Genomic DNA, 25,102 nt, shown 5'->3' with positions numbered 1-25,102 from the left:
CCCTGCCCTTTCCCGGCCAGCCGCCTTTGATCATGAGCGGCTGAATACGACCTGGCCGGCGACGATGGTATGCCTAACCTGGCCACGCAGTTCATAGCCGAGGAAAGGCGTGTGCTTGCCCTGGCTGGCCAGCGCTGCGGCCTTCACGGTCCAGCGCGCTTCCGGATCGAAGATGCAGAGATCGGCCGGCGCGCCCTCTTCCAGCCGGCCGCCGGCCAGCCCGGCCAGCTGCGCCGGCGCCGGGCTGATCTTGGCGATGGCCTGCGACAGGCCGTCGCCCTTGCCGTCTTCCTCGGCCCACTTCAGGGCCAGCGACAGCAGCAGTTCCAGCCCGGTGGCGCCAGGCGAGGCCTCGCCGAACGGCAGCAGCTTCTCGTCGTCGTCCACCGGCGTATGGTCGGAGCAGATCGCGTCGACGGTGCCGTCCATCAGCCCCTGGCGCAGCGCATCGCGGTCGCGCTGCGAGCGCAGCGGCGGCGTCAGGCGGGCGTTCGAGTCGAAAAAGCCGATGTCGGCATCGGTCAGGTGCACATGATGGGCGGAAACGTCGCAGGTTAGCCGCAGGCCTTCCTTCTTCGCCGCGCGCACCAGCGCAACGCCGGCGGCGGAGGAAATGCGGCACAGGTGGACCCGGGCGCCTGTCGAGCGCATCAGTTCGAATATCGTGTACAGCGCAATGGTTTCCGCCATCACCGGCACGCCGGACAAGCCCAGGCGCGAGGCGATCGGGCCGCTGTGGGCGATGCCGTTGCGGCCAAGGTGCGCATCCTGGGCGCGCAGCCAGACGGTGTAGCCGAAGGTCTGCGCATATTGCATTGCGCGCATCAGCACCGTGGTGTCCAGGACCGGCTCATCAGCCTGGGAAAAGCCGACGCAGCCGGCATCGGTGAGTTCGGCCATCTCGGTCAGCGACTGGCCCTTCAGGCCGACGGTCAGCGCGCCCAACGGATAGACATGGGCCTGGTTCATGCTGCGGGCGCGGTGGCGCAGCATTTCGACCAGGCCGGGCTCGTCCAGCACCGGGTCGGTGTCGGGCGGGCAAACCAGGCTGGTCACGCCGCCCTGGATCGCTGCCTGCAGTTCGGATTCCAGCGTGGCCTTGTACTCGTAGCCGGGTTCGCGCAGCCGCGCCGACAAATCGACCAGGCCGGGCGCCACCACCAGGCCCTGCGCATCGATGGTCTGGTCGGCCTGGAAGCCGGCCGGCGCGGCGCCGACCGCGGCGATCCTGCCATCGGCCAGGTAGAGGTCGCGGCTGGCGTCTATCCCATTGGCCGGATCGATCAGCCGGCCATTCTTGATATGGAGTTTCATAAGTTCCTAGTTCTGCGGCCAGGCATGGCCTGGCGATCTCTTTTCTTTTGCTCTGCTGTTCTTCGGCGTTGATGCGGGCATCAATTGCCGGCGAGGATGCTCATCACCGCCATCCGCACCGCGATGCCGAAAGTGACCTGCGGCAGGATCACCGCCTGGGCGCCGTCGGCCACCGCGGACTCGATTTCCACGCCGCGGTTCATCGGGCCGGGATGCATCACGATCGCATCCGGCTTGGCCATCGCCAGCCGTTCGGTGGTCAGGCCGTAGCTCTTGAAGTATTCCTGGGCCGACGGCAGCAGCGCGCCGCTCATGCGCTCGTTCTGCAGGCGCAGCATGATGATCACGTCGACATCCTTCAGGCCTTCGCGCATGTCGGTGAAGACCCGCACGCCCAGTTGCTCCAGCCCGCTGGGCAGCAGGGTGCGCGGGCCGATGGCCCGCACTTCCGGCACGCCCAGCGTGGTCAGCGCATGGATGTCCGAGCGCGCCACCCGGCTGTGCAGGATGTCGCCGACGATGGCGACCGTGAGGTTGGTGAAGTCCTTCTTGTAGTGCCGGATGGTGTACATGTCCAGCAGGCCCTGGGTCGGATGCGCATGGCGGCCGTCGCCGGCATTGACCACGTGCACATGCGAGCGGCCGGTGTCGGTCAGGTGCTTGGCGATCAGGTAGGGCGCGCCCGACTGCGCGTGGCGCACCACGAACATGTCGGCATGCATCGCCGCCAGGTTGTCGATGGTGTCGAGCAGCGACTCGCCCTTGCTGGCGCTGGAGGCGGAAATGTTCAGGTTGATCACGTCGGCCGACAAGCGCTTGGCGGCAATCTCGAAGGTGGTGCGGGTGCGGGTCGAGTTTTCGAAGAACAGGTTGAAGACGCTCTTGCCCCGCATCAGCGGCACCTTCTTGACTTCGCGGTCGCTGATGCCGACGAAGGAGGAGGCGGTGTCGAGGATCTGGTTGACGATGGCCCTGGGCAGGCCTTCGATGGTCAAGAGGTGCTGCAGTTCGCCATTCTTGTTCAGTTGCGGATTATGCATGGTCTACGGTGAAGGAAAGTTTGCCGTCGTCGGCGCGTTGCAGTACGAGGCGCTCGCCGGGGGCCAGCGCAAGGGTGTGGGCGACAAAGTCGGCGGCGATCGGCAGCTCGCGCTCGCCGCGGTCCACCAGCGCGGCCAGCATGATGCGCGCCGGGCGGCCATAGTCGAACAGCTCGTTGATGGCCGCCCGCGTGGTGCGGCCGGTGTAGAGCACGTCGTCGACCAGCAGGATGGTCGCGCCGTCCACGTCGAACGGGATCTGGCTGGGCTTCACATCCGTCGGCAGGCCTTTTTCCGCATAGTCGTCGCGGTAGAAGGAGACGTCGATGTAGCCCAGGCGGCCATCGACATCGAGTTCCGTGGCCAGCCGGTCGGCCAGCCAGGCGCCGCCGGAGTAGATGCCGACCAGCGCGACCTTGTCCACATTGGCCAGCGCGTCTTTTACCTGCCGGGCGAGCGCGGCGTACAGCGCCTCGGCGTCGAGTTCATGATGGGGCATATTCGTCAAAGTATTGTTGCAGGATGATTGCGGCGGACTGGTCGTCGATGCGTTCGCCGCGGCGCTGCGACAGCACCGCCGACGAGTAGCGCTCGTCGACCAGCACGGTGTCGACGCCGTAGCGGCCGTGCAGCTGGTTGGCGAAGCGGCGGCAGCGCACCGTCATTTCATGCTCGGCGCCGTCCGGATGGCTGGGCAGTCCGACCACGCAAAGCGCCGGCTGCCATTCGGCGATCAATGCGCCCAGCGCGGCGAACTTGCCGTCATTGGTGGGCGCATCGATGATCGACAGCGGCTGGGCCTGGCGCAGGCCGGTATTGCCTACCGCCACGCCGATTCGCCTGAGTCCGAAGTCAAAGCCGAGCACCGTCTTCACGCGGCCGCCGTGCTCAGCGGCGCCGTACCCGGCGGTTTATGCATGCCCGGCCTCGCCGCTGAGCATCATCGGGTCGATGCCCAGCAGTTTCAGCGCGGCGGAAAAGCGCTCCTCCACCGGCAGGTCGAAGATGACGGCCGGGTCGGCCTTTACCGTCAGCCAGCCGTTGCGGGTGATTTCCTCTTCGAGCTGGCCGGCGCCCCAGCCGGCGCAGCCCAGCGTGACCAGCAGGTGGCGCGGCCCGCCGGTGGCGGCCACGGTTTCCAGCACATCCTTGGAGGTGGTCAGCACGATGTCGTCGGTGACTTTCATCATCGAGGAAAAGTCGCCGAACGGCGCATGCAGCACGAAGCCGCGCTCGACCTGCACCGGGCCGCCGAACAGCACCGGCTTGTCAGCCATCTGGCTGGCGTCGATGTCCAGGGAAAGGTCGATGCGCTCGAACAGCGTCGGCATCATCATGTCGGTCGGCTTGTTGATGATCACGCCCAGCGCGCCGTCTTCATTGTGCTCGCACATGTAGACCACAGCGCCGCCGAAGATCGGGTCGAGCATGGAGGGCATCGCGATCAGGAAGTGATTGGCCAGATGCAGGCCGGGCTCGGCCGCGAAAGCCGCATCGCTGCGCGCCTGTGCCGTGCCGCGCGATCTGGAAGAAGGGTCTGGAGTATCGCTTTGCTTGGCCATAATCCGCGCATTTTATCAGTTTTGCCCAGCCGGATGCCCGATCTGGCATCATGGCAACTCTTTGCGAGGCGACCTGGCCGCCCTGCTCCATTCTCCGCAATTTTCCCCGTCATGAGCTTATTCAACACATCACTCGTCTGGTTCCGGCGCGACCTGCGCACGTTCGATCAGGCCGCGCTGCACGAGGCGCTGAGCCTGTCGGCCACCGTGCACTGCGTCTTCATTTTCGACCGTGAAATTCTCGATCCGTTGCAGGCGCGGGCCAACAAAGCCGACCGCCGGGTCGATTTCATCCACCAGAGCCTGGCCGAACTGGATGCCGAACTGCGCATGCACGGCGGCGGGCTGATCGTGCGCCATGCCCATGCGTCGACCGAGATCCCGAAGCTGGCGGCGCAACTGGGCGTGGAAGCCGTTTTTATCAACGAAGACTATGAGCCGGCCGCGGTGGCGCGGGATGCAGAGGTCGCCGGCGCGCTGATGGCCGATGCCCGCCGCCTGGTTCTCTGCAAGGACCAGGTCATCTTCGAGAAATCGGAAGTACTGACCCAGGCCGGCCGGCCGTTCTCGGTCTTCACGCCCTACAAGAATGCCTGGATGAAAACCCTGATGGCGGCGGCCGATCCGCATGCGGACCATCCCTTGCTGCACAAATATGCAACGGCGCCGGATTATCGCCGCCTGGCCGCTGCGCCGGCGGGCATGCCATCGCTGGCCGACCTCGGCTTTGAAACCAGCGACCTGGCCAGCCTTGGCATTGCCGCAGGCATGAGCGGCGGGCAAGACCTGGTCGACGAATTCATGGACCGCATCCGCGACTACGACACAGCCCGCAATTTTCCGGCCATGCGCGGTACCTCGCACCTGTCGGTGCACCTGCGCTTCGGCACCGTGTCGGTCAGGGCGCTGGCGCGGCGCGCGCTGCAGGCGATGCACAGTGGCGAAGGCGGCCAGGGCGCGGCGGTGTGGCTGTCGGAACTGATCTGGCGCGATTTCTACTTCAGCATCCTGCACCATTTCCCGCATGTGGCAACGCAGGCCTTCAAGCCGGAATACGACCGCATTTCCTGGGAGACCGGGCCGCATGCCGACCAGGCTTACCAGGCATGGTGCGAGGGCCGCACCGGCTACCCCCTGGTGGATGCGGCCATGCTGCAGCTCAACCGCACTGGCTTCATGCATAATCGCCTGCGCATGGTGGCCGCCTGTTTCCTGATCAAGGACCTGGGCATCGATTACCGTCGCGGCGAACGGTATTTCGCCGAGAAGCTCAACGACTTTGATCTTTCCGCCAACAATGGCGGCTGGCAATGGGCAGCGTCTTCCGGCTGCGATGCGCAGCCATGGTTCCGGATTTTCAACCCCGTCACCCAGTCGGAAAAATTCGATGCCGATGGCGTCTTCATCCGCCGCTGGCTGCCGCAACTGGCCAAGCTGAGCGCAAGGGACATTCATGCGCCCTGGAAGGCAGCGCCCGAGGCACTCAAGAGGGCTGGCGTTACCCTAGGCGAGCATTATCCGATGCCGCTTGTGCGGCATGAGGAAGCGCGCGAACTGACGCTGCAACGCTATGCGGTTGTAAAGAAAGAGGCGAAGGAAGCAGCATGAATGAACTGCGAGCATGACGGCACATCGGTTGCTCGTAGGGCGGAATACCCAATAGTGTCCGGTACAACAAATGCTTTGCGGCTCATGTAGGCGTAAATTGTGTCGCTTGGCAGCGATAACCGCGTGCTGGCCGCGAGCAGGCATGATGTATCAGGATCAAATCATTCTCGATGGCTTCCCATTGCGCGGCACCAGGTACCTGGTGCAGATGGCAGCCTGCCTGGCAGGCTGCACAAGGCGGGAACCGCACACGACAAGGCTGACAACCGGCAATTCTTCTGCGATCAGTACGTCGGCTTGTTGCTTCTGTATTTCTTCAACCCGACCGTAAGAACACTGCGCGGCATGCGCAAGCTCACCGACCTGGAGTCCGTGCAGCGCCGGCTGGAATGTCATCGCGTTTCGCTCAGCTCGCTGTCGGAAGCGGGATCAGCCTTCGATGCCGAGCCAGTGCGCGAGATTTTCAGGGAGTTGAGCGCGCAAATGCCGGCAGCGCCCATGTCCAACCAGCACAACGCCTTGCGCACGCTGACTGCCGTCGAAGGCAGCTTGTTGCCGGCCTTGCCGCGCATGACGTGGGGATTGTGGCTCAACGAGCATCACCATGCGGCGAGGCTGCATTTGCATTTCGAAGTGGCACGCGGCATCCCGGCCGATGCCAGCATCACCACCGGACAAGGTTCGGAAGTGCGTCAACTGCGTCAGCATTTCCACGCCGGGCGACTGCATGTGCTCGACCGCGGCTACGCCTGCCAGGACCTGCTGGTCGACATCCAGGCCGCGCGTGCCTCGTACATTGTGCGCACCAAGGAATGCACCGCCTTTACGACAGCGCGCCAATTCCCCCTTCCTGCCAGGGCGAGCGCAGCCGGTGTCGTGCGTGACGTGCTGGTGGACCGCCTGGACAGTAACCATCACAAGCGCACGCCCTTCGAGCCCGTGCGACTTGTGGAGATACAAACCGATACCAGTCGCCTGGTGTTGCTGACGGACCAACTGGAAATGCCCGCCGATCTGATCGCGCTGGCGTACCGATCTCGACGGAGCATCGAGTTGTTCTTCCGCTGGTTCAAGTGCACTCCAGGTTGCCGTCATCTGCTCGGCGAGTCGCTCAATGCCCTGAGCATTCAAGTCTATGCGGGCCTGATCGCCAGCCTGCTGCTATCCATCCGGGCCAATCAGAAGCCGACCAGGCGCACCTTTGAAATGGTGTGCCATTACATGGCCGGATGGGCGAAGGAGGAGGAACTGCAACGGCACCTCAACGAGAACAACAGGCAACCTTCAGGGCCCGGGCAAACAGTGTGCCGGACAGTATTGAGCAGTACCCAGAGCGGGGCGCGGATAAACTCGCTACGCTTAAACAGACGCCGCACCTTATCCGCTTCAGGCATCGCCGGCACGGCGTAATCTACGGGACTTCACTCCAACGGCAACGGCCACTTCAAAAGCAACTGCCACGGCAACCGCAACCGCAACCGCAACCGCGGCCTTCTTCCTCTACAGGCATCGTTCATCCAGCCCCTGCTCAAGCCCAATAAAAAAACCGCCGCTCACAGGAGCGACGGTTCTTGCCTGAGCGTCTCAACGCAACTCAGTTCCCATACAGCAGATTAGGCAGCCACAGCGAGATCTGAGGCACATAAGTCACCAGCAGCAGGAAACCCAGCATGGTCAGCAGCCACGGCATCACTGCCACCGTCAGCTCGCTGATGCCCATCTTGGTAATGCCGGAGGCTACATACAGGTTCAGGCCCACCGGCGGATGGCACATGCCGACCTCCATGTTCACCACCATCATGATGCCGAAGTGCACCGGGTCGATACCCAGCTTCATCGCCACCGGGAACAGGATCGGCGCCATGATCAGCACGATGGATGACGGCTCCATCACGTTGCCCGCCAACAGCAGCAGCACATTGACCACCAGCAGGAAGCTGACCACGCCAAAGCCCTTGTCCATGATCCAGCCGGCCATGGCCTGCGGGATGTTTTCCGAGGTCATCAGGAAGGAGAACAGCACCGCGTTGGTGATGATGTAGAGCAGCATGGCCGACATCGACGCGGAGTCCAGCAGCACCTTGGGCACCTGCTTCATGCCCATGTCCTTGTAGACGAAGACCGCGACGATGAAGGCATACACCGCCGACATCGCAGCCGCCTCGGTCGGCGTGAACACGCCGGTATAGATGCCGCCCATGACGATGACGATCAGCAGCAGGCCCCATGCGCTCTTGCGGAACGCGGTGATGCGTTCGGCCCAGCTCGCCTTGGGCATGCGCGGATAGTTGTGCTTCTTCGCCAGGTACCAGGTGGTCAGGCCCAGCAGCGTGGCCAGCATCAGGCCCGGCACCACGCCGGCCATGAACAGCTTGCCGACCGAGGTGTTGGTGGAGACCGAGTACATCACCATCACGATCGACGGCGGGATCAGGATGCCCAGCGCGCCCGAGGTGGTGATCACGCCGGCGCCGAAGCCCTTGGGATAACCCTGGCGCACCATGGCCGGCATGATGATCGAGCCGATCGCCACGACGGTCGCCGGGCTGGAGCCGGACACCGCGGCAAACAGCGCGCAGGCGACCACGCCGCCCAGCGCCAGGCCGCCGTGCCAGTGCCCCACCATCGCAGTGGCGAAGTTGATCATGCGCCGCGCCACGCCGCCATGGGTCAGGAAGTTGCCGGCCAAAATGAAGAACGGGATCGCCATGATCTCGAACTTCTCGATGCCGGTGAACAGCTTCAGCGCCACCGACTCGATCGGCACCTGGGTCATCGTGAACAGGAAGGTCAGCACCGTGAGGCCGAGCGAAATCGAGATCGGCATGCCGGTCAGCATCAGCGCCAGCAGCAATACAAAGATGATCAGCGCATTCATACCTTGGCTCCCGCGATGTCTTCTTCATTGGGATCGATGCCTTCGACATGGGCATGGTCATGCTTGGGCAGCTCGCCCGTGCGGATGAAGCTCCAGGCCACCTGCAGGAAGCGGAAGCACATCAGGTAGGATCCGAGCGGCACGGCCAGGTAGACCATCCACATCGGGATTTCCAGCACTTCGGAGGTGCTGCTGGTATGGCTGAGCTCGTAGACGAAGGTCGCGCCCAGCGTGCCGACGATGCCGGTGAACAGCGCGCCGGCCAGGAGGCCCAGCACCACGAAGCGGCGGTACCAGGCGCCGCTCATGCGGTTGATCAGCACGTCGACGCCGACGTGGATGCCGGTGCGCACGCCGTAGGCGGCGCCGAACTTGGCCATCCAGACGAACATGTAGATGGTCAGTTCCTGCGCCCAGCTGGTGTTGAGTTGTATCAGCCAGTCCTGCAGGCCCGGTATCGGCCAGCCGGACATATAGCGGTGCACCACCGCCACAAAGACGACGATGGTCGCCGCCGCCATCAGGCTGGCGATCAGCCATTCCTCGAGATGGTCCAGAATTTTCATGGGTGTCTCCTACAGACGCATGGTTGGCCCGCCCGACGCAACGCAGCCTGCCAGCGCAATGCTGGCAGGCCACAGGAGCCTGTTGCAACGGACCGCTTGTAATTACCTGCCGCCGAGCGCGGCCGCTTCCTTGTTGACGGCGTCGATGGTGGCCTTGCCGATGCGGCTTTCCATGTCCTTCTGCACCGGCGCCAGCGCCTTGCGCCACTCGGCCTTTTCCTTGTCGTTCAGAGCATAGATTTCGGTCTTGCCGGATGCCTTGACCGCTGCCATGGCCTTCTCGTTCTCCTGCTGGGCGATCGCGTTGGCGTACTTGGTCGCATCCTTCATCGCCACTTCCAGCTGGGTGCGCACATCCGCCGGCAGGCCGTCCCAGAACTTCTTGTTGACGATGACCGCATAGCCCAGGTAGCCATGGTCGGACACGGTCACATGCTTCTGCACTTCATGCATCTTCTGGGTGTAGAGGTTGGACGGCGGATTCTCGGTGCCGTCCACCACGCCGGTCTGCAGCGCCTGGTAGACCTCGGAGAAAGCCATCACCTGCGGGTTCGCGCCCAGCGCGCGCATCTGCGCATCGAGCACCTTGGACGACTGGATGCGCATCTTCATGCCCTTGAAGTCGGCCGGCACATGCATCGGCTTGTTGGACGACATGATCTTGAAACCATTGTCCCAGTAAGCCAGGCCGGTAATGCCCTTGGGTTCGAGCTTCTTGAACAGTTCCTTGCCGACCGGGCCTTCGGTGACGCGGTACAGCACGTCCTTGGACGGGAAGATGTAAGGCAGGTCAAAGACTTCAAATTCCTTCACGCCCAGCGGGCCGAACTTGGCCAGCGACGGCGCCAGCATCTGCACCGCGCCCAGCTGCAGGGCTTCCATCTCTTCCTTGTCCTTGTACAGCGTGCTGTTCGGGTACACTTCGACCTTCACCCGGCCCTTGGTGCCCTTCTCCGCCAGCTCCTTGAAACGCTCCGCCGCCTTGCCCTTGGGCGTGTCGTTCGCCACCACATGGCTGAATTTGATCACGATGGGCGCCTGGGCAAAGGCCGGTCCGGCCACGATGGCGGCGCCAGCCAGCGCCAGATAGAGGGACTTGAATTTCATGATTTCTCCAGGTGGATAAGAATGTTTCTTGTTTTTCTTGCTGTTAATTAACAGGCAGCACATTCTGTGCAAGTGGTTCCATTGCCACAACTGTGGATAACCACAATAGCCAAAGCCGGACTTAATGTTTCCTAAAAGATACAACCTTTGCCATGCATGCTCCCCTTTTCTTTCCGCTGCCGGGCTTTCCAAGTAGAAAGCATGCCTGGCGCTGGCTGCTGCCGGTGTTCCTGCTGCTGCTGTTCCTGTTTGCGCTGCTGTGGCTTCCCTGGCAGGCGCAGCACATGGAATCGACCGAGCGCCAGGAGCAGCTGATCGCCGACACCCTGTGGGTGGAGCAGACGGTGCGGTTCCAGCTCGGGCGCAACGAGGAGAGCCTGCGCCTGGTAGCCTCCGACATGCTGGCGGGCTACCTGGAAGGCCGCAAATGGAATGACAGGCTGGACGCCCTGCTGCGCAACAGCCGGGAGCTGGCGCGGGTCGCCTGGCTGGATGCCGATGGCAACCAGCTCAATGGCACCGATGATGGCAGCGTGCTGAAGCTGGCCGAGCTGCCGCCGGTCTCGCGCCAGGCGCTGGAAAAGGCCCGCGAAACCCGCACGCCGCAATACGGCCAGCCGGTGCGCTCGGCCAGCGGCGCGATGACGCTGGACTATTACGTACCGCTCTTGCGCGGCAGCGAGTACCGCGGCACCCTGGTGGCGACCTACTCCACCGCCAGCATCCTGGACCAGCTGGTGCCATGGTGGTTTGCGCAGGATAACGAGATCCTGCTCACCGACAGCGACGACACCGTGCTGGACCGGCGCGCCTCCGGCGGCCCCGGCCGCAATGTGTACACCCATACCCGCGCGCTCGACCTGCCGGGCGTGGTATTGAACCTGCGCACCAACAGCATCAAGAGCGCGCCGCGGCTGCTGCCCAACCTGCTGGTCGGATCGGTGATCCTGCTCTCGCTGGGCCTGCTATGGAGCCTGGCGGCGCTGTGGCGCGACATCAACCGCCGGCTGGCGGCCGAGGGCGCGCTGCGCCAGCAGGTCTCGTTCCGCGCCGCGATGGAAAACTCGCTGGTGACCGGCCTGCGGGCGCGCGACCTGGAAGGACGGGTCACCTATGTCAATCCGGCGTTCTGCCAGATGGTCGGGCTGCCGGCGTCGGACATCATCGGCCGCCTGCCTCCCATGCCCTACTGGGCGCCGGAAGCGATGGATGAATACCAGGACCGGTTTTCCCGGGTGCTGGCCGGCAGCGTGACGCCGCGCTTCGAAACGGTGTTCCAGCGCGCCGACGGCGAGCGCTTCCCGGTGCTGGTGTTCGAAGCGCCGCTGCTGGACGATGCCGGCCGCCAGACCGGCTGGATGGGCTCGATCCTCGACGTTTCCGACCTGCGGCGCGCCGAGAACATCAACCGCCAGCAGCAGGAAAAGCTGCAGGCCAGCGCCCGCCTGGCCAGCATGGGCGAGATCGCGTCCACCCTGGCGCATGAACTCAACCAGCCGCTGGCGGCGATCTCCAGCTATGCCACCGGCGCGCTGAACATGCTGGAGCGGGCGCCGGCATCCGGCGTCGACCACGGCATGCTGAGGAGCGCGCTGGAAAAGGCCAGCGCCCAGGCGCAGCGTGCCGGCCAGATCATCCGCAGCGTCCATGCCTTCGTCAGGAAGCGCGACCCGGCGCGGCTGCCGATCGATGTCGGCCAGCTGCTCGAAGGCCTGCTGCCGCTGGTGGAGCTGCAGGCGCGCCAGTTCTTCGTGGCCATCCACATCAACAGCGCGCCCGGCCTGCCCAGGGTGCTGGGCGACGGCGTGATGCTGGAGCAGGTGCTGCTGAACCTGACCCGCAACGGCATCGAGTCGATGCAGACGGCGCAGCCGGCGCGCCGCATCCTGCGCATCCATGCCGCCCTGGACCGGAGCGCGGCCACGCCGATGATTGCCATCTCCGTCACCGACCAGGGCCACGGCATACCGGACGACGTGGCCGAACGGCTATTCTCGCCCTTCTTTTCGACCAAGTCCGAGGGCATGGGCATGGGCCTGAATATCTGCCGCACCGTCGTGGAATTCCATGGCGGCACCCTGAGCCATAGCCATAATCCGCAAGGCGGCACGGTGTTCCGCTTCACCTTGCCGGTCATGACCCGCGCCGCGGATGCGGCGCTGCCGGCGCAATGAGGCGGCGCAGAATGCGCATCGGGAATTTCCGATACACTGCCTTGCCAGAGCCGGCGCCTCTGCCGCCCGCCATCTACCACAGGAACACCGATGCTGCACATTGTCGATGACGAGGAAGTGATCCAGGACGCGCTGTCCTGGCTGGCGCAGTCGCGCGGCATTGCCGCGACTGCCTACGACGGCGCCGACGCCTTCCTCGCCGCGCTGGATACCCGGCCCGGTTTCGACGAAGGCGGAGAATGCCTGCTGCTGGACATCCGCATGCCCGGCACCAGCGGCATCGCGCTGTTCGAGACGCTGGACGCGCGCGGCCTGACGGCACGGCTGCCGGTGATCTTCCTGACCGGCCACGGCGACGTGCCGATGGCGGTCAGCGCCCTGAAGCGCGGCGCCTTCGATTTCTTCGAGAAACCGTTCAACGACAACAGCCTGATGGACCGGGTGGAAGAGGCGCTGGCCGCCTCGCGCAGCGCGGGCGCCTCCGCCGCCATCCATGACCGTCTGGCGGCGCTGTCGGTGCGAGAGCGCGAAGTGCTGGACCTGATCCTGGAAGGCAAGATGAACAAGGTGATCGCCGACTGCCTGGGCATCTCGATGCGCACGGTGGAAGTGCACCGGGCGCACATCTTCGACAAGATGAACGTCAAGACCGCCGTCGAACTGGCTCGGTTGCTGAAGTAAGCCGCGCAGCATGAAAGGCAGGAACGGCGCGTGAAGCACAGGCTTGCGGTATTCGACTTCGACGGCACGCTGGCCGACTCGTTTCCCTTCTTCCTCGCCAGCTTCGGCGAACTGGCCCGTGTCCACGGATTTCGCCCGCTGGACCGCGGCAGCCTCGACGAGTTGCGCCGGCTCGACGCCAGGCAACTGATGCGCCATGTCGGCCTGCCGCCATGGAAGGCGCCGCTGGTGGCAATGGATTTCCGGCGCCTGATGGCGGCCAGGACGGCGCAGATCCCCCTGTTTGACGGCATGCCCGCCCTGCTGCGCGACCTGGCCGACGCCGGCGTCGAGCTGGCGGTGCTGAGTTCGAATTCGCGGGACAACGTGCAGGGCGTGCTCGGCCCCGCACTGAGCGGGCTGATCCGCCATCTCGATTGCGGCGTGTCGCTGCTGGGCAAGAAGCGCAAGCTGCGCGCGCTGCTGGCCCGCACCGGCTTTTCGCCGGGCCAGACCGTGTGCATAGGCGACGAGATTCGCGATATCGAGGCCGCCCGCGGCGTGCGGGCGGCAGCGGCCGCGGTCGGCTGGGGCTATACCCTGCCGGATGCGCTGGCGGCGCACCGGCCGGACACGCTGGCGCACACGGTGGCGCAGCTGCGCGACTACCTGGAACTGGCCTGACATCGACTGCCGCATCCGGCACAGGCTTTTCATCCGGTAACATGTGGCCTTTCGCCGCACGGCAAGACAGCGCCCCTCCATGTCCATCGCATCCATTCTTCTGCCCGATTTTTCCCTGATCCTGCTTGGCGTGATCCTGATGCGCATCACACGATGGGGCAGCGAATTCTGGGCCGGGCTGGAAAAGATGGTGTATTACGTGCTGTTCCCGGCGCTGCTGTTCTATTCCACCTCGCGCACGCCGCTGGACTTTTCCGCCACCGGCAGGCTGATCCAGGCGGCGCTGCTGCTGGTGCTGGGCGGCGTGGCGATGGGCTGGCTGGCCAAGCCGCTGTTCAAGGTCGGGCCGATGAGCTTCGAGTCGGCGCTGCAGACTGCCTTTCGCTTCAATTCCTATATGGCGCTGGCGATTGCCTACCGCCTGGGCGGCGAAAACGGCACTTCGATGATGGCGCTGATCATCGGTTTCGCCGTCCCGCTGTGCAATATGGCGGCGGTCCATGCGCTGGTCCACAAGAGCGGCGGCCTGGCGAAGGAACTGGCGAAGAATCCGCTGCTTTTGGCCACCGCCAGCGGCGTGCTGTTCAACCTGTCGGGCCTGCCGATGCCGGAGGTGGCCGGCGTGCTGCTGTCGCGCATGGGCAATGCGTCGATCGCGCTGGGCCTGATCCTGGTCGGCGCCGGCCTGCGGCTGTCGGGGCTGTCGGAAGGAAAGGCGATGTCGACCTATTTCATCGCGGTCAAGCTGCTGGCGATGCCGGCCCTGGCGATGCTGCTGGGCCGCCTGTTTGGGCTGCCCTGGCTGCAGCTGCAGATCCTGGTGATGTTCGGCGCCCTGCCCACCGCGTCCAGCGCCTATGTGCTGGCGGCGCGGCTGGGCGGCAATGCGCCGCTGGTGGCCTTCATCATCTCTGCCGGCACGCTGGTGTCGATCGCCACCCTGCCGCTCTGGCTATACCTGTCGCGCTAACGCATGGCGCGCCAGCGCCCAGGCCACATGCTCCCGCACCAGGGGCGAATCATCCGCCGCGCGCGACTGCAGCGCGGCGACGATGCCGGCATCGCCGGCCAGCCCTGCATCGGCTGCATTGCCCAGGCCGACGGCGATGTTGCGCAGCCAGCGCTCATGGCCGATGCGGCGAATCGCGCTGCCCTGCAGGCGCTGGTCGAATTCCTGCTCGGTCCAGGCGAACAGTTCCGCAAGCGTTGCCTGGTCCAGGCCGTTGCGCACGTCGAAATCCGGCAGGCTGGCGCGCTGCGCGAACTTGTTCCACGGGCAGACCAGTTGGCAGTCGTCGCAACCCAATACCCGGTTGCCGATCAGCGGCCGCAAGTCGAGCGGTATGCTGCCTTTCAGCTCGATCGTGAGATAGGAAATGCAGCGTCGCGCATCCATGCGCTGCGGGCCGAGGATGGCCTGCGTCGGGCAGGCCGTGATGCAGGCCTGGCAGCTGCCGCAATGGGCGCTGACCGGCGCATCGACCGGCAGCGCCAGGTCGGTATAGATCTCGCCCAGGAAATACATCGAGCCGGCGTCGCGGTTGAGCAGCAGCGTGTGCTTGCCGCGCCATCCGAGGCCGGACTTGTCGGCCAGCGCCACTTCCAGCACCGGCGCCGAATCGGTGAAGACCCGATAGCCAAAGGCGCCGGCTTCCGTCTCCACCCGCTGCGCCAGTTGCTGCAGCCGGCTGCGCAGCACCTTGTGATAGTCGCGGCCGCGGGCATACACCGACACCACCGCAGCCCGCGGATCGGCCAGGCGCGCCGCTTCCTCCTCGCGCCAGCCGGGACCGGCGTCGCGCGGCAGATAGTCCATGCGCGCAGCGATCACGCGCCGGGTGCCGGGCACCAGTTCCGCCGGGCGGGTACGCTTGCTGCCGTGGGCTGCCATATAATCCATCTCGCCATGGAAGCCGGCCGCCAGCCAGGCCTCGAAACCCGGCTCGCTGGCCGACAGGTCGGCATCGGCGATGCGCACATCGGCAAAGCCAAGCTCGCGGCCCCAGGCCTTGATGGCCGCGGCCAGCGCGTCAAGGTCGATAGCGCTTTCGTGTTGCACAATGTTCAATCCCGTTTTCTCTGAGCCAGCCATTTTAAAAGATGCAGCATTTCGAAGCAGAACTGAAGGATGAAGCCGGCACCCTGGCTCTGGGCGCGGCGCTGTCGCGCGCGCTGGCGCCGGGCCTGACGATCTACCTGCACGGCGACCTCGGCGCCGGCAAGACCGCGCTGACGCGCGCGCTGCTGCATGCGGCCGGCCATCCCGGCCATGTAAAGAGCCCGACCTATACCCTGGCCGAGCCCTACACGGTGGAGCTGGCCGGGCAGCCGGTGGACGTGGTGCATTTTGACCTGTACCGCATGGCCGGCCCGGACGAGTTTCTCGACGCCGGCTTCCGCGACTACTTCAACCACCGCACCGTCTGCATCATCGAGTGGCCGGAAAAGGCGGAGGGCGTGTTGCCCCCGCCCGACATCAACGTCTTCCTCACCATGCACGGCACAGGCCGTAAGGTAGAATTACAGGCCCTGTCTCCCCACGGTTCCCAATGTCTCGAACGCCTGCACTTCGCGCCCAACCTGTAACGTCGCGCAACCGCCGCGTGTTGCTCAAGGCCGGCGGCACCCTGCTGCTGTCGATGATGGGCCCGGCGCCGGCGTGCGCCGCGCAGATCGTCGGCGTGCGTGTCTGGCCGGCCGAGGAATATACCCGCGTCACGCTGGAAAACGACAGCGACCTGAAGACCACCCACTTCCTGGTGAAGGACCCGGAGCGCATGGTGGTCGACATCGAGGGCCTGGACCTGAGCCCGGCCTTGAAGAGCCTGGTGGCCAAGATCCAGTCCAACGACCCTTATATCCGCCAGGTGCGGGTCGGGCAGAACCGGCCCGGCGTGGTGCGCCTGGTGTTCGACCTGAAGGAAGAAGTGCGGCCGCAGGTGTTCGTGCTGCCGCCGGTGGGCAGCTATCAGCACCGGCTGATCTTCGACCTGTACCCGGTCAATCCGCCCGACCTGATCGCCGCGCTGATCGAAAAGGGCGACTGGATGAAGGAGTTGCCCAAGGGGTCATCCCGGGAACTGCCGCCGGAATTCGGCGCGCCCGCGCTGGAAAACCGGCCGCTGCCAAAACCGCAGCCGTCCGAGCCGCAGATCGCGAGGAAAGAGCCGCAGGAAGACGCCCCGTCCAACCTGAACCGCATGATCACCATCGCGCTCGACCCCGGCCATGGCGGCGAGGACCCGGGCGCGGTCGGCGCTTCCGGCAGCTTCGAGAAGGACGTGGTGCTGGCCATCGCCAAGCGGCTCAAGGCCAAGATCGAGCAGCAGCCCAACATGCGGGTGATGCTGACCCGCGACGCCGACTATTTCGTGCCGCTCCAGGTGCGGGTGCAGAAGGCGCGCAAGGTGCAGGCCGACCTGTTCGTGTCCATCCATGCCGATGCCTTCGTCGAGCCGACCGCCCGTGGCTCATCGGTGTTCGCGCTATCGGAAAAAGGCGCCAGTTCGACTGCCGCGCGCTGGCTGGCCAACAAGGAAAACGCGGCCGACCTGATCGGCGGCGTCAACCTGCGCGGCCAGGACAGGCAGCTCGCCAGCGTACTGCTGGACCTGTCCACCACCGCCCAGATCAATGACAGCATGAAGCTGGCGCGCGCGGTGCTCAATGAAATCGGCGGCATCAACCGGCTGCACAAGCGTTCGGTGGAACAGGCCGGCTTTGCGGTACTGAAAGCGCCGGACATTCCCAGCATCCTGGTCGAAACCGCCTTCATCTCCAACCCGGAGGAAGAAGCGCGCCTGACCGACAACGGCTACCAGGACCAGATGGCGGAGGCGCTGATGACCGGCATCCGCAAGTACTTCTCGAAGAATCCGCCGCTGGCCAGGAACAAGCTGACCTGAGCGGCGAGCGCGCCGGGCGGGTCGGCGCGCTAATGGATTAACTGCGCGCATTAACTGTGCGCATTAACTGCATGCATCAACCGCGGGCAAACCGGCGGTAGAACTTCAGCATCACGCCCAGCGCCACCGGAATCACCGCGGCGCCGACGCCGATCAGCACGATCGTGGTCAGGTGGTCGCGGATGATGGGGATATTGCCAAAGAAGTAGCCGGCCGCCACCAGCCCCACCACCCAGAGCAGCGCGCCGGTCACGTTATAGAGCTGGAACTTCGCAAAGCTCATGTTCGACACGCCGGCCACGAACGGCGCGAAGGTGCGCACCACAGGCACGAAGCGCGCCAGGATGATGGTCTTGCCGCCGTGGTTCTCGTAGAAGGCATGGGTTTTTTCCAGCGCCGCGCGGTCCAGCCAGCGGTAGTCATGGGTAAACACCTTCTGGCCGATGGCGTTGCCGATCAGGTAGTTCACGGTATTGCCGGCAATCGCGGCAAACAGCAGCAGGCCCATCAGCAGCCAGACATTCAGTTCGCCGGTGGCGGCAAAGGCGCCGCCGATGAACAGCAGCGTGTCGCCGGGCAGGAAGGGAAACACGACCAGGCCGGTTTCGGCAAACACGATGGCGGAAAGCACGCCATAGACCATCTGGCCATATTCGGCGATGACCTTGCCGAGAGACTTGTCGACATGCAGGATCATGTCGACGAGTTGCATGAAATCCATTGTTTTCCTTGTAAAAATGTTAAAGAAAGGCCGCAAAATCATACACTACGACTTGCCGGACCGACCATCCTCCCGGGGCGTTAAACGCTCGACCGCGCGCAAGCCCGGTGTTCGTGGAAGGCTATAATCGCTGTATGAATGCACAGATACAGCAGGCGCGACGCGCCATCCAGCCGCTTTCCGACCAGCTCATTTCCCAGATCGCCGCCGGTGAAGTCATCGAGCGCCCCGCCGCGGTGGTCAAGGAGCTGCTGGAAAACGCGCTCGACGCCGGCGCCACCCAGATCACGATCAAGCTCGACCAGGGCGGCGTCAAGCGCATTGCCATCTGCGACGACGGCCGCGGCATTCCGCCCGAGGAAATGCCGCTGGCCCTGGCGCGCCATGCCACCTCCAAGATCGCCTCGCTGTCCGACCTGGAAAGCGTGCTGTCGCTGGGCTTTCGCGGCGAGGCGCTGGCCTCCATCGCCTCGGTGGCCCAGGTCACGCTGACCTCGCGCACGCCCGACGCGGCGCATGCCTGGGAAATCGCGCCCGGCGCCCGCGAGCCGGCGCCGGCATCCGGCGCGATCGGCACCACGATCGATGTGCAGGACCTGTATTTCAATACGCCGGCGCGGCGCAAGTTCCTGAAGTCGGAACAGACCGAATACGGCCACTGCGTGGAAGTGGTGCGCCGCATCGCGCTGGCGCGGCCGGACGTGGCCTTCACCCTGAGCCACAACGGCCGCACCGCCGAGCACTGGACCGCCTGCGAGATGGACAAGCGCAGCGCCCAGCTGCTGGGCGACGACTTCGCCCGCGCCAGGCTGCCGCTGGAGGAAGCCAGCGGCGTGCTGCGCATCCACGGCTTTGCCGGCCTGCCCACCGCTGCCCGGCTGCGCGCCGACGCCCAATACTTTTATGTCAACGGCCGCTTCGTGCGCGACAAGCTGTTGACGCACGCGGTGCGAGCCGCCTACCAGGACGTGCTGCATGGCGACCGCTATCCGTCTTATGTCCTGCGGCTGGACCTGGACCCGACCCTGGTCGACGTGAACGTCCATCCGTCCAAGATCGAGGTGCGCTTCCGCGACGGCCGGGCGGTGCACCAGTTCGTGTTCCACGCCGTGAGCCGGGCGCTGGCCCAGACCTCGGCCACCGCCGCCGGCGCCGCGCCGGCGCCGCAGCCGGCCGCCACGCTGGCGGGCACGGCGCCCTGGCGGCCGCAGCCGCAGCAGCAGGCCACGTTCGCGTCGCAGTTCACGCCGCGCTTCGGCGATACCGGCAGCGGCGGCGGCGTGGCCCAGTCCACCGCCAGTTACGGCGCGCTGTTCGCGGACCTGAAGCCGGCCGGCGACGCCAGGCCAGCCAGCCTGTTCGACGCCGGCGACCTGGCCGCCATCGCGCCGGCGGCCTTCGCCGCGCCTGCCGCCCATGCCCAGTCCCAGGCCGGGAATGCGGATGCCGAGGAATTCCCGCTGGGCTTCGCGCTGGCCCAGCTGCACGGCATCTTCGTGCTGGCGCAGAATGCGGCCGGCCTGGTGCTGGTGGACATGCATGCGGCCCATGAGCGCATCCTGTACGAGGAATTCAAGCGCTCGCTGGACGCGGACGCGGTGCAGGTGCAGCCGCTCCTGATCCCGGTGACCTTCTTCGCCGACCCGGTCGAGGTCGGCGCCGTCGAGGAAAACCGCGAGACGCTGGAAGCGCTCGGCTTCGACATCGCGGTGATGTCGCCCACCACGCTGGCGGTGCGGGCGATTCCGGTATTGCTGAAGAATGCCGACGCCCAGGGCCTGGCGCGCGACGTGCTGCGCGATCTGCGCGAATACGGCGGCTCGCGGGTGCTGGTCGAGCGCCGCAACGAACTGCTGGGCACGCTGGCCTGCCATACCGCGGTGCGCGCCAACCGGGCGCTGACGGTGCCGGAAATGAATGCGCTGCTGCGCCAGATGGAAGCCACCGAGCGCGCTGACCAGTGCAACCACGGCCGGCCAACCTGGGTGCAGCTCGGCCTGTCCGAGCTCGACCGCCTGTTCCTGCGCGGCCAATAGCATGAGCGCCCCGACAAGCCAGGCGCTGCCGCTGGCGGTGGCCATCATGGGTCCGACCGCGTCCGGCAAGACCGGCGCGGCGCTGGAGATCGCGCGCCGGCGGCCCTGCGAAATCATCTCGGTCGATTCGGCGCTGGTCTATCGCGGCATGGACATTGGCACCGCCAAGCCCACGCCCGGGGAACTGGCGGCCGCGCCGCATCACCTGATCGACATCATCGACCCGGCCCAGAGCTATTCGGTGATGCAGTTCCGCGATGACGCGCTGCGCCTGGTGCGGGAAATCCAGGGCCGCGGCGCGCTGCCGCTGCTGGTCGGCGGCACCATGCTCTACTTCAAGGCGCTGCGCGACGGCCTGGATGACCTGCCGCGCGCCGACCCGGCGCTGCGCGCCGAACTCGACCGCGACGCCGCTGAACTCGGCATGCCGGCGCTGCACGCCCGCCTGGCCGAGCTCGATCCGCCAACCGCGGCCCGCCTGAAGCCCAATGACAGCCAGCGTATCCAGCGTGCGCTGGAAGTCATCCGCCTGACCGGCCAGCCGATGTCGGCCCTGCTGGCCAAGGCGCCGCCCGCCGCCCTGCCCTTCCGCCTGCTGCCGATTGCGCTGGAACCTTCCGACCGCGCCCAGCTGCATGCGCGCATCGCCGCGCGTTTCGATGCGATGCTGCAGGCGCCGGGCGGTGGCCTGCTGGAAGAAGTGCGCCGCCTGCGCGCCCGGGGCGACCTGCATCCCGAGCTACCGTCCATGCGCTGCGTCGGCTACCGCCAGGCCTGGGAATACCTGGATGGCGAGATCGACCAGGCAGCGCTGCGCGACAAGGGCATCGCCGCCACCCGCCAGTTGGCCAAGCGGCAGCTGACCTGGCTGCGCTCCATGCCCGATCGCATCGTGGTGGATTGCCTGCAGGCGGCGCCTGCGGAACGGATATTGGAACAGATCGACGCGGCACAGTCCTGATTTTGCATCCCTGGTGCAACTTATGGCTTGACAGTTCCAGCCGAACCGGTCAGAATCTCGTGCTCGTTTGGTGATATAGCTCAGTTGGTTAGAGCACAGCACTCATAATGCTGGGGTCGGTGGTTCAAGTCCACCTATCACCACCAGAAATACCAAGGCCGCTGATTCGCAAGGATCAGCGGCCTTTCTGTTTTCGGCAGAGTTAAAGGCCGGGCCGGGCCGGGCCTGACGGCCGCGGCGGGCTTCTACAGCCTTTCAGAACTCCAGGTGCACCCTCGCCGAGGCCACCGATACCGGCCCCCTGTCCCGGTTGTAGCCGGGGTTGATGATGCGCTGGTAATCCAGGCTGAGCCAGGCGCTTCTGGCCAGGCGCAGGCTGTAGTAGATCTCGCCGATACGCTCGCGGCCATAGTTCAGCGCGCCGTCGCCCAGGAAGGCGCCGAGGCCGCCGGCGGCCAGGTAGCGCTGGTGGGCCGAACTCAGGCCATTGAAGGCCACCGCCATTCCCAGCGTGTCTTCCGCCCGCGACCATGCGCGTCCCTTGATCGATACGCCGGTCGACACCGACTGGTCGATCTCGGTAAAGGCATAGGTTTCGGTGCGGCCGTCATGCCTGCTTGCGCGGGCGAAGATGCCGATGTCGTCCCGCACTTCCTGCTCGAACGCCAATGCCACGCCGCGCTTGGACTGCTCGCGCCGCACCGCGGACAGGTCGGGGATGGCGCCGGCGGCGCTGGCGATTGCGTCGTCGAATGCGCCCATCCGGACATGATTGCGAAACAGCAGCAAGCGCGTTTGCCCCGGCCGGCCGGCCAGCTGGTGGGCATGCTCGATTTCGATCTGGTCGCCGTAGCGGCGTCCGATGCGCCTGTCCAGCGCCAGGCCGTTGGACTGGGCGGGCTGCATGAAACGGCCGGCCCGGAATGCCCAGTCGTCCCGGTAGTACTCCAGCGCCGCGCCCCAGGAATAACCGCGCGCATCGGCGGCGAAATCGTAGGCGCCATGGGTCAGGAAGGCCCAGTTCATGAACTGGGTGCGGGCGTCGTGCGCATAGCTGCTGGGGTCGAACACGTCGGTGACGGCCAGGTTGCCGGCGGTGAGCACCAGGCGTTCCTGCTTCGTTGTCATGGAGAACTGGTTCGCCTCGCCTTCCACCGGAAGATCCTCGCCGCCCAATGCCCAGGTCTTGCGCAGGAACAGTCGCGACCGGTACAGGGTCGGATTCGGGCCGCTGACCTTCTGCTGCTCGCCATTGGGAAAGCCGCCAAAGCCGTGCAGGCCGGAAAACGCCACGCCCTGCACCAGCTCGGGGTTGAACCAGATTTCCAGGTCGGATGCCGGGCGCCAGCCAAGATAGGCAGTGCTGCTGAAGGTATAGGCTTTTTCCCTGCCGGGCAGCAGGCTGTTCGGACCGCTGTAGGCCGCCCTGAACGAGGGCTTCTGCTGCCAGACATAGGTGGCCTGGAACCGGGCATCCCAGCGCTTGTCCTGGTCCGCTTGCTGGTCCGGTTTCTGATCCGCTTGCTGAGCGTGGACGGCGCAGGCGCCGAAGCTCAATGCCAGGGCGGCGACGGCCCTGACCAGGTGCCGTTTGCGTGTCGCAGGCGTCCCGCCACGATGTTGCTCACAAAATTTCCGCCGATTCATGTCCGCACTGCGCTCCTGCCCCATCGGCAAACGCCATGCCGGGCTGTTCGTGATTCTTCTTCATCCGGCACGAGGCTGGCGCATGTCACTGCATGGCCGGGCCGTATGCATCCGCCGGGGCCTGGCCGCCAGCGCCGGCGGCGGTTTTTCCCCTCGGCTTGCGGAATGCATACCAGGGCAATGCCTTCCTGAGAGCCGCCACCTCCCCGCTGGACTGCGCATTGTATCCCGGCATGTTGGCGATCGCTTCCAGCCACTGCTGCTGCCGCAGCAGTTCGCGCAGGCGGATCACGGCCGGCGTGTCCAGCGTCTCCTTCAGGCAGGCGAAATAGTACTGTTCGCGGCCGAGCGGAATGAAATCCAGCCCGAACTGCGCGGCGGCGGCCTCGATGCCGATGCCGACATCGGCCGCGCCGCTGGCCACCGCGGCGGCGACGGCAAGATGGGTAGTCTCGGTGTTGTCGTAGCCGATGACCGAGCCGCTGTCTATGCCTTCTCGCGCCAGCATCTGGTCGATTTCCAGCCGGGTGCCCGATCCGGGCTGGCGGTTGATGAAGCGCACGCCGGCGCGCTTCAGGTCGGCCAGCCCGGCAATGCGCCCGGGATTTCCGGCGGCCACCATCATGCCCTGCTGGCGGGTCAGGAAATTGATCAGCTTGTGCTTGCCGGGCTTGAGCAGTTTCTTGAACGCCTTCTGGGTCAGGCTGCCGGGCGCGCGGTCCTCGCTGACGTGAAAACCGGCCAGCAGGCATTCGCCGCGCGACATTGCCTCGATCGACGCCATGCTCGGGCAAAAGTGCAGGTTCAGATGCAGCCTGGCTTCGCGCTCGGTGTACTGCTTCAGCCTCGACAGCGCCAGGTCATGGCTGGCATGCAGCGACAGCACATGCACTTCCGGGTCGAAGGCCAGCGCGAATTCCCGCTCCATGCCGGCGCGCAGGTTCTCCAGTTCCGGCAGCGCCCGCGCCTTGGCCCGCTGTTCGGCAAACAGCAGCTTTTCGCCAAAGCCGGACAGGCGCGCGCCTCTGCCCTGGTTCCACACCACCAGTTCGGAACCGAGCTGGCCCTCCCATTTGCGCAATGCTCCCCAGACATGCCGGTACGACAGCTTTAGCCGCTGCGCGGCCTGCGCCACCGAGCCGGTCTGGTGTATGGCGGCCAGCATGTCGAACAGCGGGTTGTCGAGCTGGGTCTGGGTGCTGGTTTCCTGCACCAGGGTGTAGGCCATTTTTATGCGTAACATAGGAAAACCCGTTCATATTGAGAGCTTAATTTTCGATGCGTAACATAGCACGGTGCCCGAAAGCGGCGATCATCCCAGGGAGAAAACATGCAGAACATGAAACGACGCGTGCTGGTTTTTGCAATGACGGCAACGGTGGCAGCGGCGGCGCTGCCGGCGATGGGCCAGGAAGTGATCCGGCTCTCCACCACCACCAGCACCGAGAATTCCGGCCTGCTGCAATACCTGCTGCCAGTCTTTGAGGGCAAGACCGGCAAGCGGGTGCATGTGATATCGGTTGGCACCGGCAAGGCGCTGGAAATGGCCAAGAACGGCGATGTGGACGTGACGCTGGTGCATGCCCGCCCGTCCGAAGACAAGTTCGTCGCCGAAGGCCACGGCGTCAACCGCCGCGACGTGATGTACAACGACTTCATCCTGGTTGGCCCGCCAGCCGACCCGGCCGGCATCAAGGGCAGCAAGGATGTGCTCAAGGCGATGCAGAAGATCGCCGACAGCAAGGCAAAATTCATTTCCCGCGGCGACAATTCCGGCACCGACCAGATGGAAAAGGCGTACTGGAAGCAAGCCGGCGCCAAGCCCGAAGGCAGCGCCTATGTGTCTGCCGGGCTCGGCATGGGCGAAGTGCTGAACATGGCGGCGGAAATGCAGGCCTATACCCTGACCGACCGCGCCACCTATGGCGCCTACAAGGCCAAGACCGGTCTCGCCGTCGAGGTAGAAGGCGACCCGAAGATGTTCAATCCGTACGGGATCATCGCGGTCAACCCGGCGCGCCATCCGGCGGTGAACTACAAGGGCGCAATGGAGCTGATCGAATGGATCACTTCCGCCGAAGGACAGGCCAGAATCGCCAGCTTCAAGGTGGATGGCCAGCAGCTTTTCTTCCCGTCAGCAAAAAACTGAGCCTTTCACAACACTGGCCGACCAGAGTGCACCTTTGGTCGGCGCCGGTATTTCGCCTGCCTCCCGCCGCATTACCCTTCGATAATCCGC

23 protein-coding genes and 1 tRNA gene are annotated in these 25,102 nt (G+C 65.3%); 12 read left to right on the top strand and 12 right to left on the bottom strand.

The annotated features are described in order from the left end of the window. Positions 1 to 30: 30 nt before the first annotated feature. The 5 genes from IGW04_RS03780 to IGW04_RS03760 form a co-directional block, all read right to left on the bottom strand. Entirely contained in the window at positions 31 to 1,314 is a 1,284-nt protein-coding gene (locus tag IGW04_RS03780; protein WP_194711683.1) for a dihydroorotase, read from the bottom strand. Between the two features lie 80 nt (positions 1,315 to 1,394). Then, a complete protein-coding gene (locus IGW04_RS03775) occupies positions 1,395 to 2,354 on the bottom strand; it encodes an aspartate carbamoyltransferase catalytic subunit (protein ID WP_194711682.1) in 960 nt (319 codons plus the stop codon). Beyond that, positions 2,347 to 2,853 (bottom strand): bifunctional pyr operon transcriptional regulator/uracil phosphoribosyltransferase PyrR, encoded by a 507-nt coding sequence (pyrR, locus tag IGW04_RS03770; protein ID WP_194711681.1) that lies wholly within the window; start codon positions 2,851 to 2,853, stop codon positions 2,347 to 2,349. Before pyrR ends, IGW04_RS03775 begins: the two co-directional genes overlap by 8 nt. After that, positions 2,840 to 3,229: a Holliday junction resolvase RuvX gene (gene ruvX / locus IGW04_RS03765; protein ID WP_194711680.1), complete on the bottom strand. Its 390-nt coding sequence runs from the start codon at positions 3,227 to 3,229 to the stop codon at positions 2,840 to 2,842. The genes pyrR and ruvX overlap by 14 nt, the downstream gene beginning before the upstream one ends. Before the next feature lie 36 nt (positions 3,230 to 3,265). Next, positions 3,266 to 3,916, bottom strand: coding sequence for a YqgE/AlgH family protein (locus IGW04_RS03760; RefSeq protein ID WP_194711679.1), 651 nt, complete (start codon positions 3,914 to 3,916; stop codon positions 3,266 to 3,268). 111 nt (positions 3,917 to 4,027) lie between these two features. Here IGW04_RS03760 and IGW04_RS03755 point away from each other — a divergent pair, with 111 nt between their 5' ends. Together IGW04_RS03755 and IGW04_RS03750 are read left to right on the top strand one after the other, a co-directional pair. Further along, a complete protein-coding gene (locus tag IGW04_RS03755) occupies positions 4,028 to 5,524 on the top strand; it encodes a cryptochrome/photolyase family protein (protein ID WP_194711678.1) in 1,497 nt (498 codons plus the stop codon). A gap of 99 nt (positions 5,525 to 5,623) precedes the next feature. Beyond that, complete coding sequence (locus IGW04_RS03750) at positions 5,624 to 6,934, top strand: IS4 family transposase (protein ID WP_194711677.1); 1,311 nt, start codon at positions 5,624 to 5,626, stop codon at positions 6,932 to 6,934. A 184-nt stretch (positions 6,935 to 7,118) separates the two neighbouring features. Here IGW04_RS03750 and IGW04_RS03745 read toward each other — a convergent pair whose 3' ends face one another. From IGW04_RS03745 to IGW04_RS03735, 3 genes are all read right to left on the bottom strand, one after another. Next, positions 7,119 to 8,402 carry a TRAP transporter large permease gene (locus tag IGW04_RS03745; protein ID WP_194711676.1) on the bottom strand — a complete coding sequence of 428 codons (1,284 nt, stop codon included), beginning with the start codon at positions 8,400 to 8,402 and terminating at the stop codon, positions 7,119 to 7,121. Then, entirely contained in the window at positions 8,399 to 8,968 is a 570-nt protein-coding gene (locus IGW04_RS03740; protein ID WP_194711675.1) for a TRAP transporter small permease, read from the bottom strand. Before IGW04_RS03740 ends, IGW04_RS03745 begins: the two co-directional genes overlap by 4 nt. Positions 8,969 to 9,070: 102 nt before the next feature. Beyond that, positions 9,071 to 10,075: a TRAP transporter substrate-binding protein gene (locus tag IGW04_RS03735; protein WP_194711674.1), complete on the bottom strand. Its 1,005-nt coding sequence runs from the start codon at positions 10,073 to 10,075 to the stop codon at positions 9,071 to 9,073. 152 nt (positions 10,076 to 10,227) lie between these two features. On the opposite strand from IGW04_RS03735, the gene IGW04_RS03730 reads away from it, so the two are divergent. The 4 genes from IGW04_RS03730 (at position 10,228) to IGW04_RS03715 (ending at position 14,563) form a co-directional block, all read left to right on the top strand. After that, positions 10,228 to 12,249: a sensor histidine kinase gene (locus IGW04_RS03730; RefSeq protein WP_194711673.1), complete on the top strand. Its 2,022-nt coding sequence runs from the start codon at positions 10,228 to 10,230 to the stop codon at positions 12,247 to 12,249. A gap of 90 nt (positions 12,250 to 12,339) precedes the next feature. Continuing rightward, a complete protein-coding gene (locus IGW04_RS03725; RefSeq protein ID WP_194711672.1) occupies positions 12,340 to 12,930 on the top strand; it encodes a response regulator transcription factor in 591 nt (196 codons plus the stop codon). A 30-nt stretch (positions 12,931 to 12,960) separates the two neighbouring features. After that, positions 12,961 to 13,593, top strand: coding sequence for an HAD hydrolase-like protein (locus IGW04_RS03720; protein WP_194711671.1), 633 nt, complete (start codon positions 12,961 to 12,963; stop codon positions 13,591 to 13,593). Between the two features lie 79 nt (positions 13,594 to 13,672). After that, complete coding sequence (locus tag IGW04_RS03715; protein ID WP_194711670.1) at positions 13,673 to 14,563, top strand: AEC family transporter; 891 nt, start codon at positions 13,673 to 13,675, stop codon at positions 14,561 to 14,563. Here the strand turns inward: IGW04_RS03715 and queG are convergent. Beyond that, positions 14,546 to 15,685, bottom strand: a complete 1,140-nt coding sequence (gene queG / locus IGW04_RS03710; protein WP_194711669.1) for a tRNA epoxyqueuosine(34) reductase QueG — start codon at positions 15,683 to 15,685, stop codon at positions 14,546 to 14,548. The two genes, IGW04_RS03715 and queG, sit on opposite strands and share 18 nt — an antisense overlap. A gap of 8 nt (positions 15,686 to 15,693) precedes the next feature. Between queG and tsaE the strand changes: the two genes are divergently transcribed. Further along, positions 15,694 to 16,179 (top strand): tRNA (adenosine(37)-N6)-threonylcarbamoyltransferase complex ATPase subunit type 1 TsaE, encoded by a 486-nt coding sequence (gene tsaE, locus IGW04_RS03705; protein WP_194711668.1) that lies wholly within the window; start codon positions 15,694 to 15,696, stop codon positions 16,177 to 16,179. Next, complete coding sequence (locus tag IGW04_RS03700) at positions 16,143 to 17,498, top strand: N-acetylmuramoyl-L-alanine amidase (RefSeq protein WP_194711667.1); 1,356 nt, start codon at positions 16,143 to 16,145, stop codon at positions 17,496 to 17,498. The genes tsaE and IGW04_RS03700 overlap by 37 nt, the downstream gene beginning before the upstream one ends. A 76-nt stretch (positions 17,499 to 17,574) precedes the next feature. Here the strand turns inward: IGW04_RS03700 and IGW04_RS03695 are convergent, their stop codons facing one another. Then, positions 17,575 to 18,219, bottom strand: a complete 645-nt coding sequence (locus IGW04_RS03695; protein ID WP_194711666.1) for a VTT domain-containing protein — start codon at positions 18,217 to 18,219, stop codon at positions 17,575 to 17,577. 134 nt (positions 18,220 to 18,353) lie between these two features. Between IGW04_RS03695 and mutL the strand changes: the two genes are divergently transcribed. The 3 genes from mutL to IGW04_RS03680 all read left to right on the top strand — a co-directional run bounded on the left by mutL (position 18,354) and on the right by IGW04_RS03680 (position 21,362). Then, positions 18,354 to 20,255, top strand: coding sequence for a DNA mismatch repair endonuclease MutL (gene mutL / locus IGW04_RS03690; RefSeq protein WP_194711665.1), 1,902 nt, complete (start codon positions 18,354 to 18,356; stop codon positions 20,253 to 20,255). A gap of 1 nt (position 20,256) precedes the next feature. After that, positions 20,257 to 21,216: a tRNA (adenosine(37)-N6)-dimethylallyltransferase MiaA gene (gene miaA, locus IGW04_RS03685; RefSeq protein WP_194711664.1), complete on the top strand. Its 960-nt coding sequence runs from the start codon at positions 20,257 to 20,259 to the stop codon at positions 21,214 to 21,216. 69 nt (positions 21,217 to 21,285) lie between these two features. After that, positions 21,286 to 21,362: transfer RNA gene (locus IGW04_RS03680), tRNA-Met, on the top strand. 109 nt (positions 21,363 to 21,471) lie between these two features. Here IGW04_RS03680 and IGW04_RS03675 read toward each other — a convergent pair. Both IGW04_RS03675 and IGW04_RS03670 read right to left on the bottom strand, forming a co-directional pair. After that, entirely contained in the window at positions 21,472 to 22,863 is a 1,392-nt protein-coding gene (locus tag IGW04_RS03675) for a carbohydrate porin (protein WP_194711663.1), read from the bottom strand. Between the two features lie 85 nt (positions 22,864 to 22,948). Then, positions 22,949 to 24,106: a substrate-binding domain-containing protein gene (locus tag IGW04_RS03670; RefSeq protein ID WP_194711662.1), complete on the bottom strand. Its 1,158-nt coding sequence runs from the start codon at positions 24,104 to 24,106 to the stop codon at positions 22,949 to 22,951. A 123-nt stretch (positions 24,107 to 24,229) separates the two neighbouring features. On the opposite strand from IGW04_RS03670, the gene IGW04_RS03665 reads away from it, so the two are divergent. Then, the gene (locus IGW04_RS03665; RefSeq protein ID WP_407672031.1) at positions 24,230 to 25,012 is read left to right on the top strand and encodes a substrate-binding domain-containing protein; all 783 of its coding nucleotides are present in this window, start codon (positions 24,230 to 24,232) and stop codon (positions 25,010 to 25,012) included. Positions 25,013 to 25,102: the final 90 nt, after the last annotated feature.

The organism is Noviherbaspirillum soli, from assembly GCF_015352955.1.
GTDB classification, from domain to species: Bacteria; Pseudomonadota; Gammaproteobacteria; order Burkholderiales; family Burkholderiaceae_D; genus Noviherbaspirillum_A; species Noviherbaspirillum_A soli.
The sequence above is the reverse complement of the archived record's forward strand: the minus strand, read 5'-3'. Positions and strand labels throughout refer to the sequence as shown.

Excerpts from the sequence above, each read along its gene's own strand:
- IGW04_RS03735 (WP_194711674.1), bottom strand. The coding sequence starts at position 10,075 with ATGAAATTCAAGTCCCTCTATCTGGCGCTGGCTGGCGCCGCCATCGTG.
- IGW04_RS03755 (WP_194711678.1), top strand. The coding sequence starts at position 4,028 with ATGAGCTTATTCAACACATCACTCGTCTGGTTCCGGCGCGACCTGCGC.
- IGW04_RS03665 (WP_407672031.1), top strand. The coding sequence starts at position 24,230 with ATGACGGCAACGGTGGCAGCGGCGGCGCTGCCGGCGATGGGCCAGGAA.
- IGW04_RS03745 (WP_194711676.1), bottom strand. The coding sequence starts at position 8,402 with ATGAATGCGCTGATCATCTTTGTATTGCTGCTGGCGCTGATGCTGACC.
- IGW04_RS03775 (WP_194711682.1), bottom strand. The coding sequence starts at position 2,354 with ATGCATAATCCGCAACTGAACAAGAATGGCGAACTGCAGCACCTCTTG.
- IGW04_RS03675 (WP_194711663.1), bottom strand. The coding sequence starts at position 22,863 with ATGAATCGGCGGAAATTTTGTGAGCAACATCGTGGCGGGACGCCTGCG.
- pyrR (WP_194711681.1), bottom strand. The coding sequence starts at position 2,853 with ATGCCCCATCATGAACTCGACGCCGAGGCGCTGTACGCCGCGCTCGCC.
- tsaE (WP_194711668.1), top strand. The coding sequence starts at position 15,694 with ATGCAGCATTTCGAAGCAGAACTGAAGGATGAAGCCGGCACCCTGGCT.
- IGW04_RS03760 (WP_194711679.1), bottom strand. The coding sequence starts at position 3,916 with ATGGCCAAGCAAAGCGATACTCCAGACCCTTCTTCCAGATCGCGCGGC.
- miaA (WP_194711664.1), top strand. The coding sequence starts at position 20,257 with ATGAGCGCCCCGACAAGCCAGGCGCTGCCGCTGGCGGTGGCCATCATG.
- IGW04_RS03780 (WP_194711683.1), bottom strand. The coding sequence starts at position 1,314 with ATGAAACTCCATATCAAGAATGGCCGGCTGATCGATCCGGCCAATGGG.
- IGW04_RS03740 (WP_194711675.1), bottom strand. The coding sequence starts at position 8,968 with ATGAAAATTCTGGACCATCTCGAGGAATGGCTGATCGCCAGCCTGATG.
- IGW04_RS03725 (WP_194711672.1), top strand. The coding sequence starts at position 12,340 with ATGCTGCACATTGTCGATGACGAGGAAGTGATCCAGGACGCGCTGTCC.
- queG (WP_194711669.1), bottom strand. The coding sequence starts at position 15,685 with ATGGCTGGCTCAGAGAAAACGGGATTGAACATTGTGCAACACGAAAGC.
- IGW04_RS03700 (WP_194711667.1), top strand. The coding sequence starts at position 16,143 with ATGTCTCGAACGCCTGCACTTCGCGCCCAACCTGTAACGTCGCGCAAC.
- IGW04_RS03730 (WP_194711673.1), top strand. The coding sequence starts at position 10,228 with ATGCATGCTCCCCTTTTCTTTCCGCTGCCGGGCTTTCCAAGTAGAAAG.
- IGW04_RS03715 (WP_194711670.1), top strand. The coding sequence starts at position 13,673 with ATGTCCATCGCATCCATTCTTCTGCCCGATTTTTCCCTGATCCTGCTT.
- IGW04_RS03670 (WP_194711662.1), bottom strand. The coding sequence starts at position 24,106 with ATGTTACGCATAAAAATGGCCTACACCCTGGTGCAGGAAACCAGCACC.
- IGW04_RS03695 (WP_194711666.1), bottom strand. The coding sequence starts at position 18,219 with ATGGATTTCATGCAACTCGTCGACATGATCCTGCATGTCGACAAGTCT.
- mutL (WP_194711665.1), top strand. The coding sequence starts at position 18,354 with ATGAATGCACAGATACAGCAGGCGCGACGCGCCATCCAGCCGCTTTCC.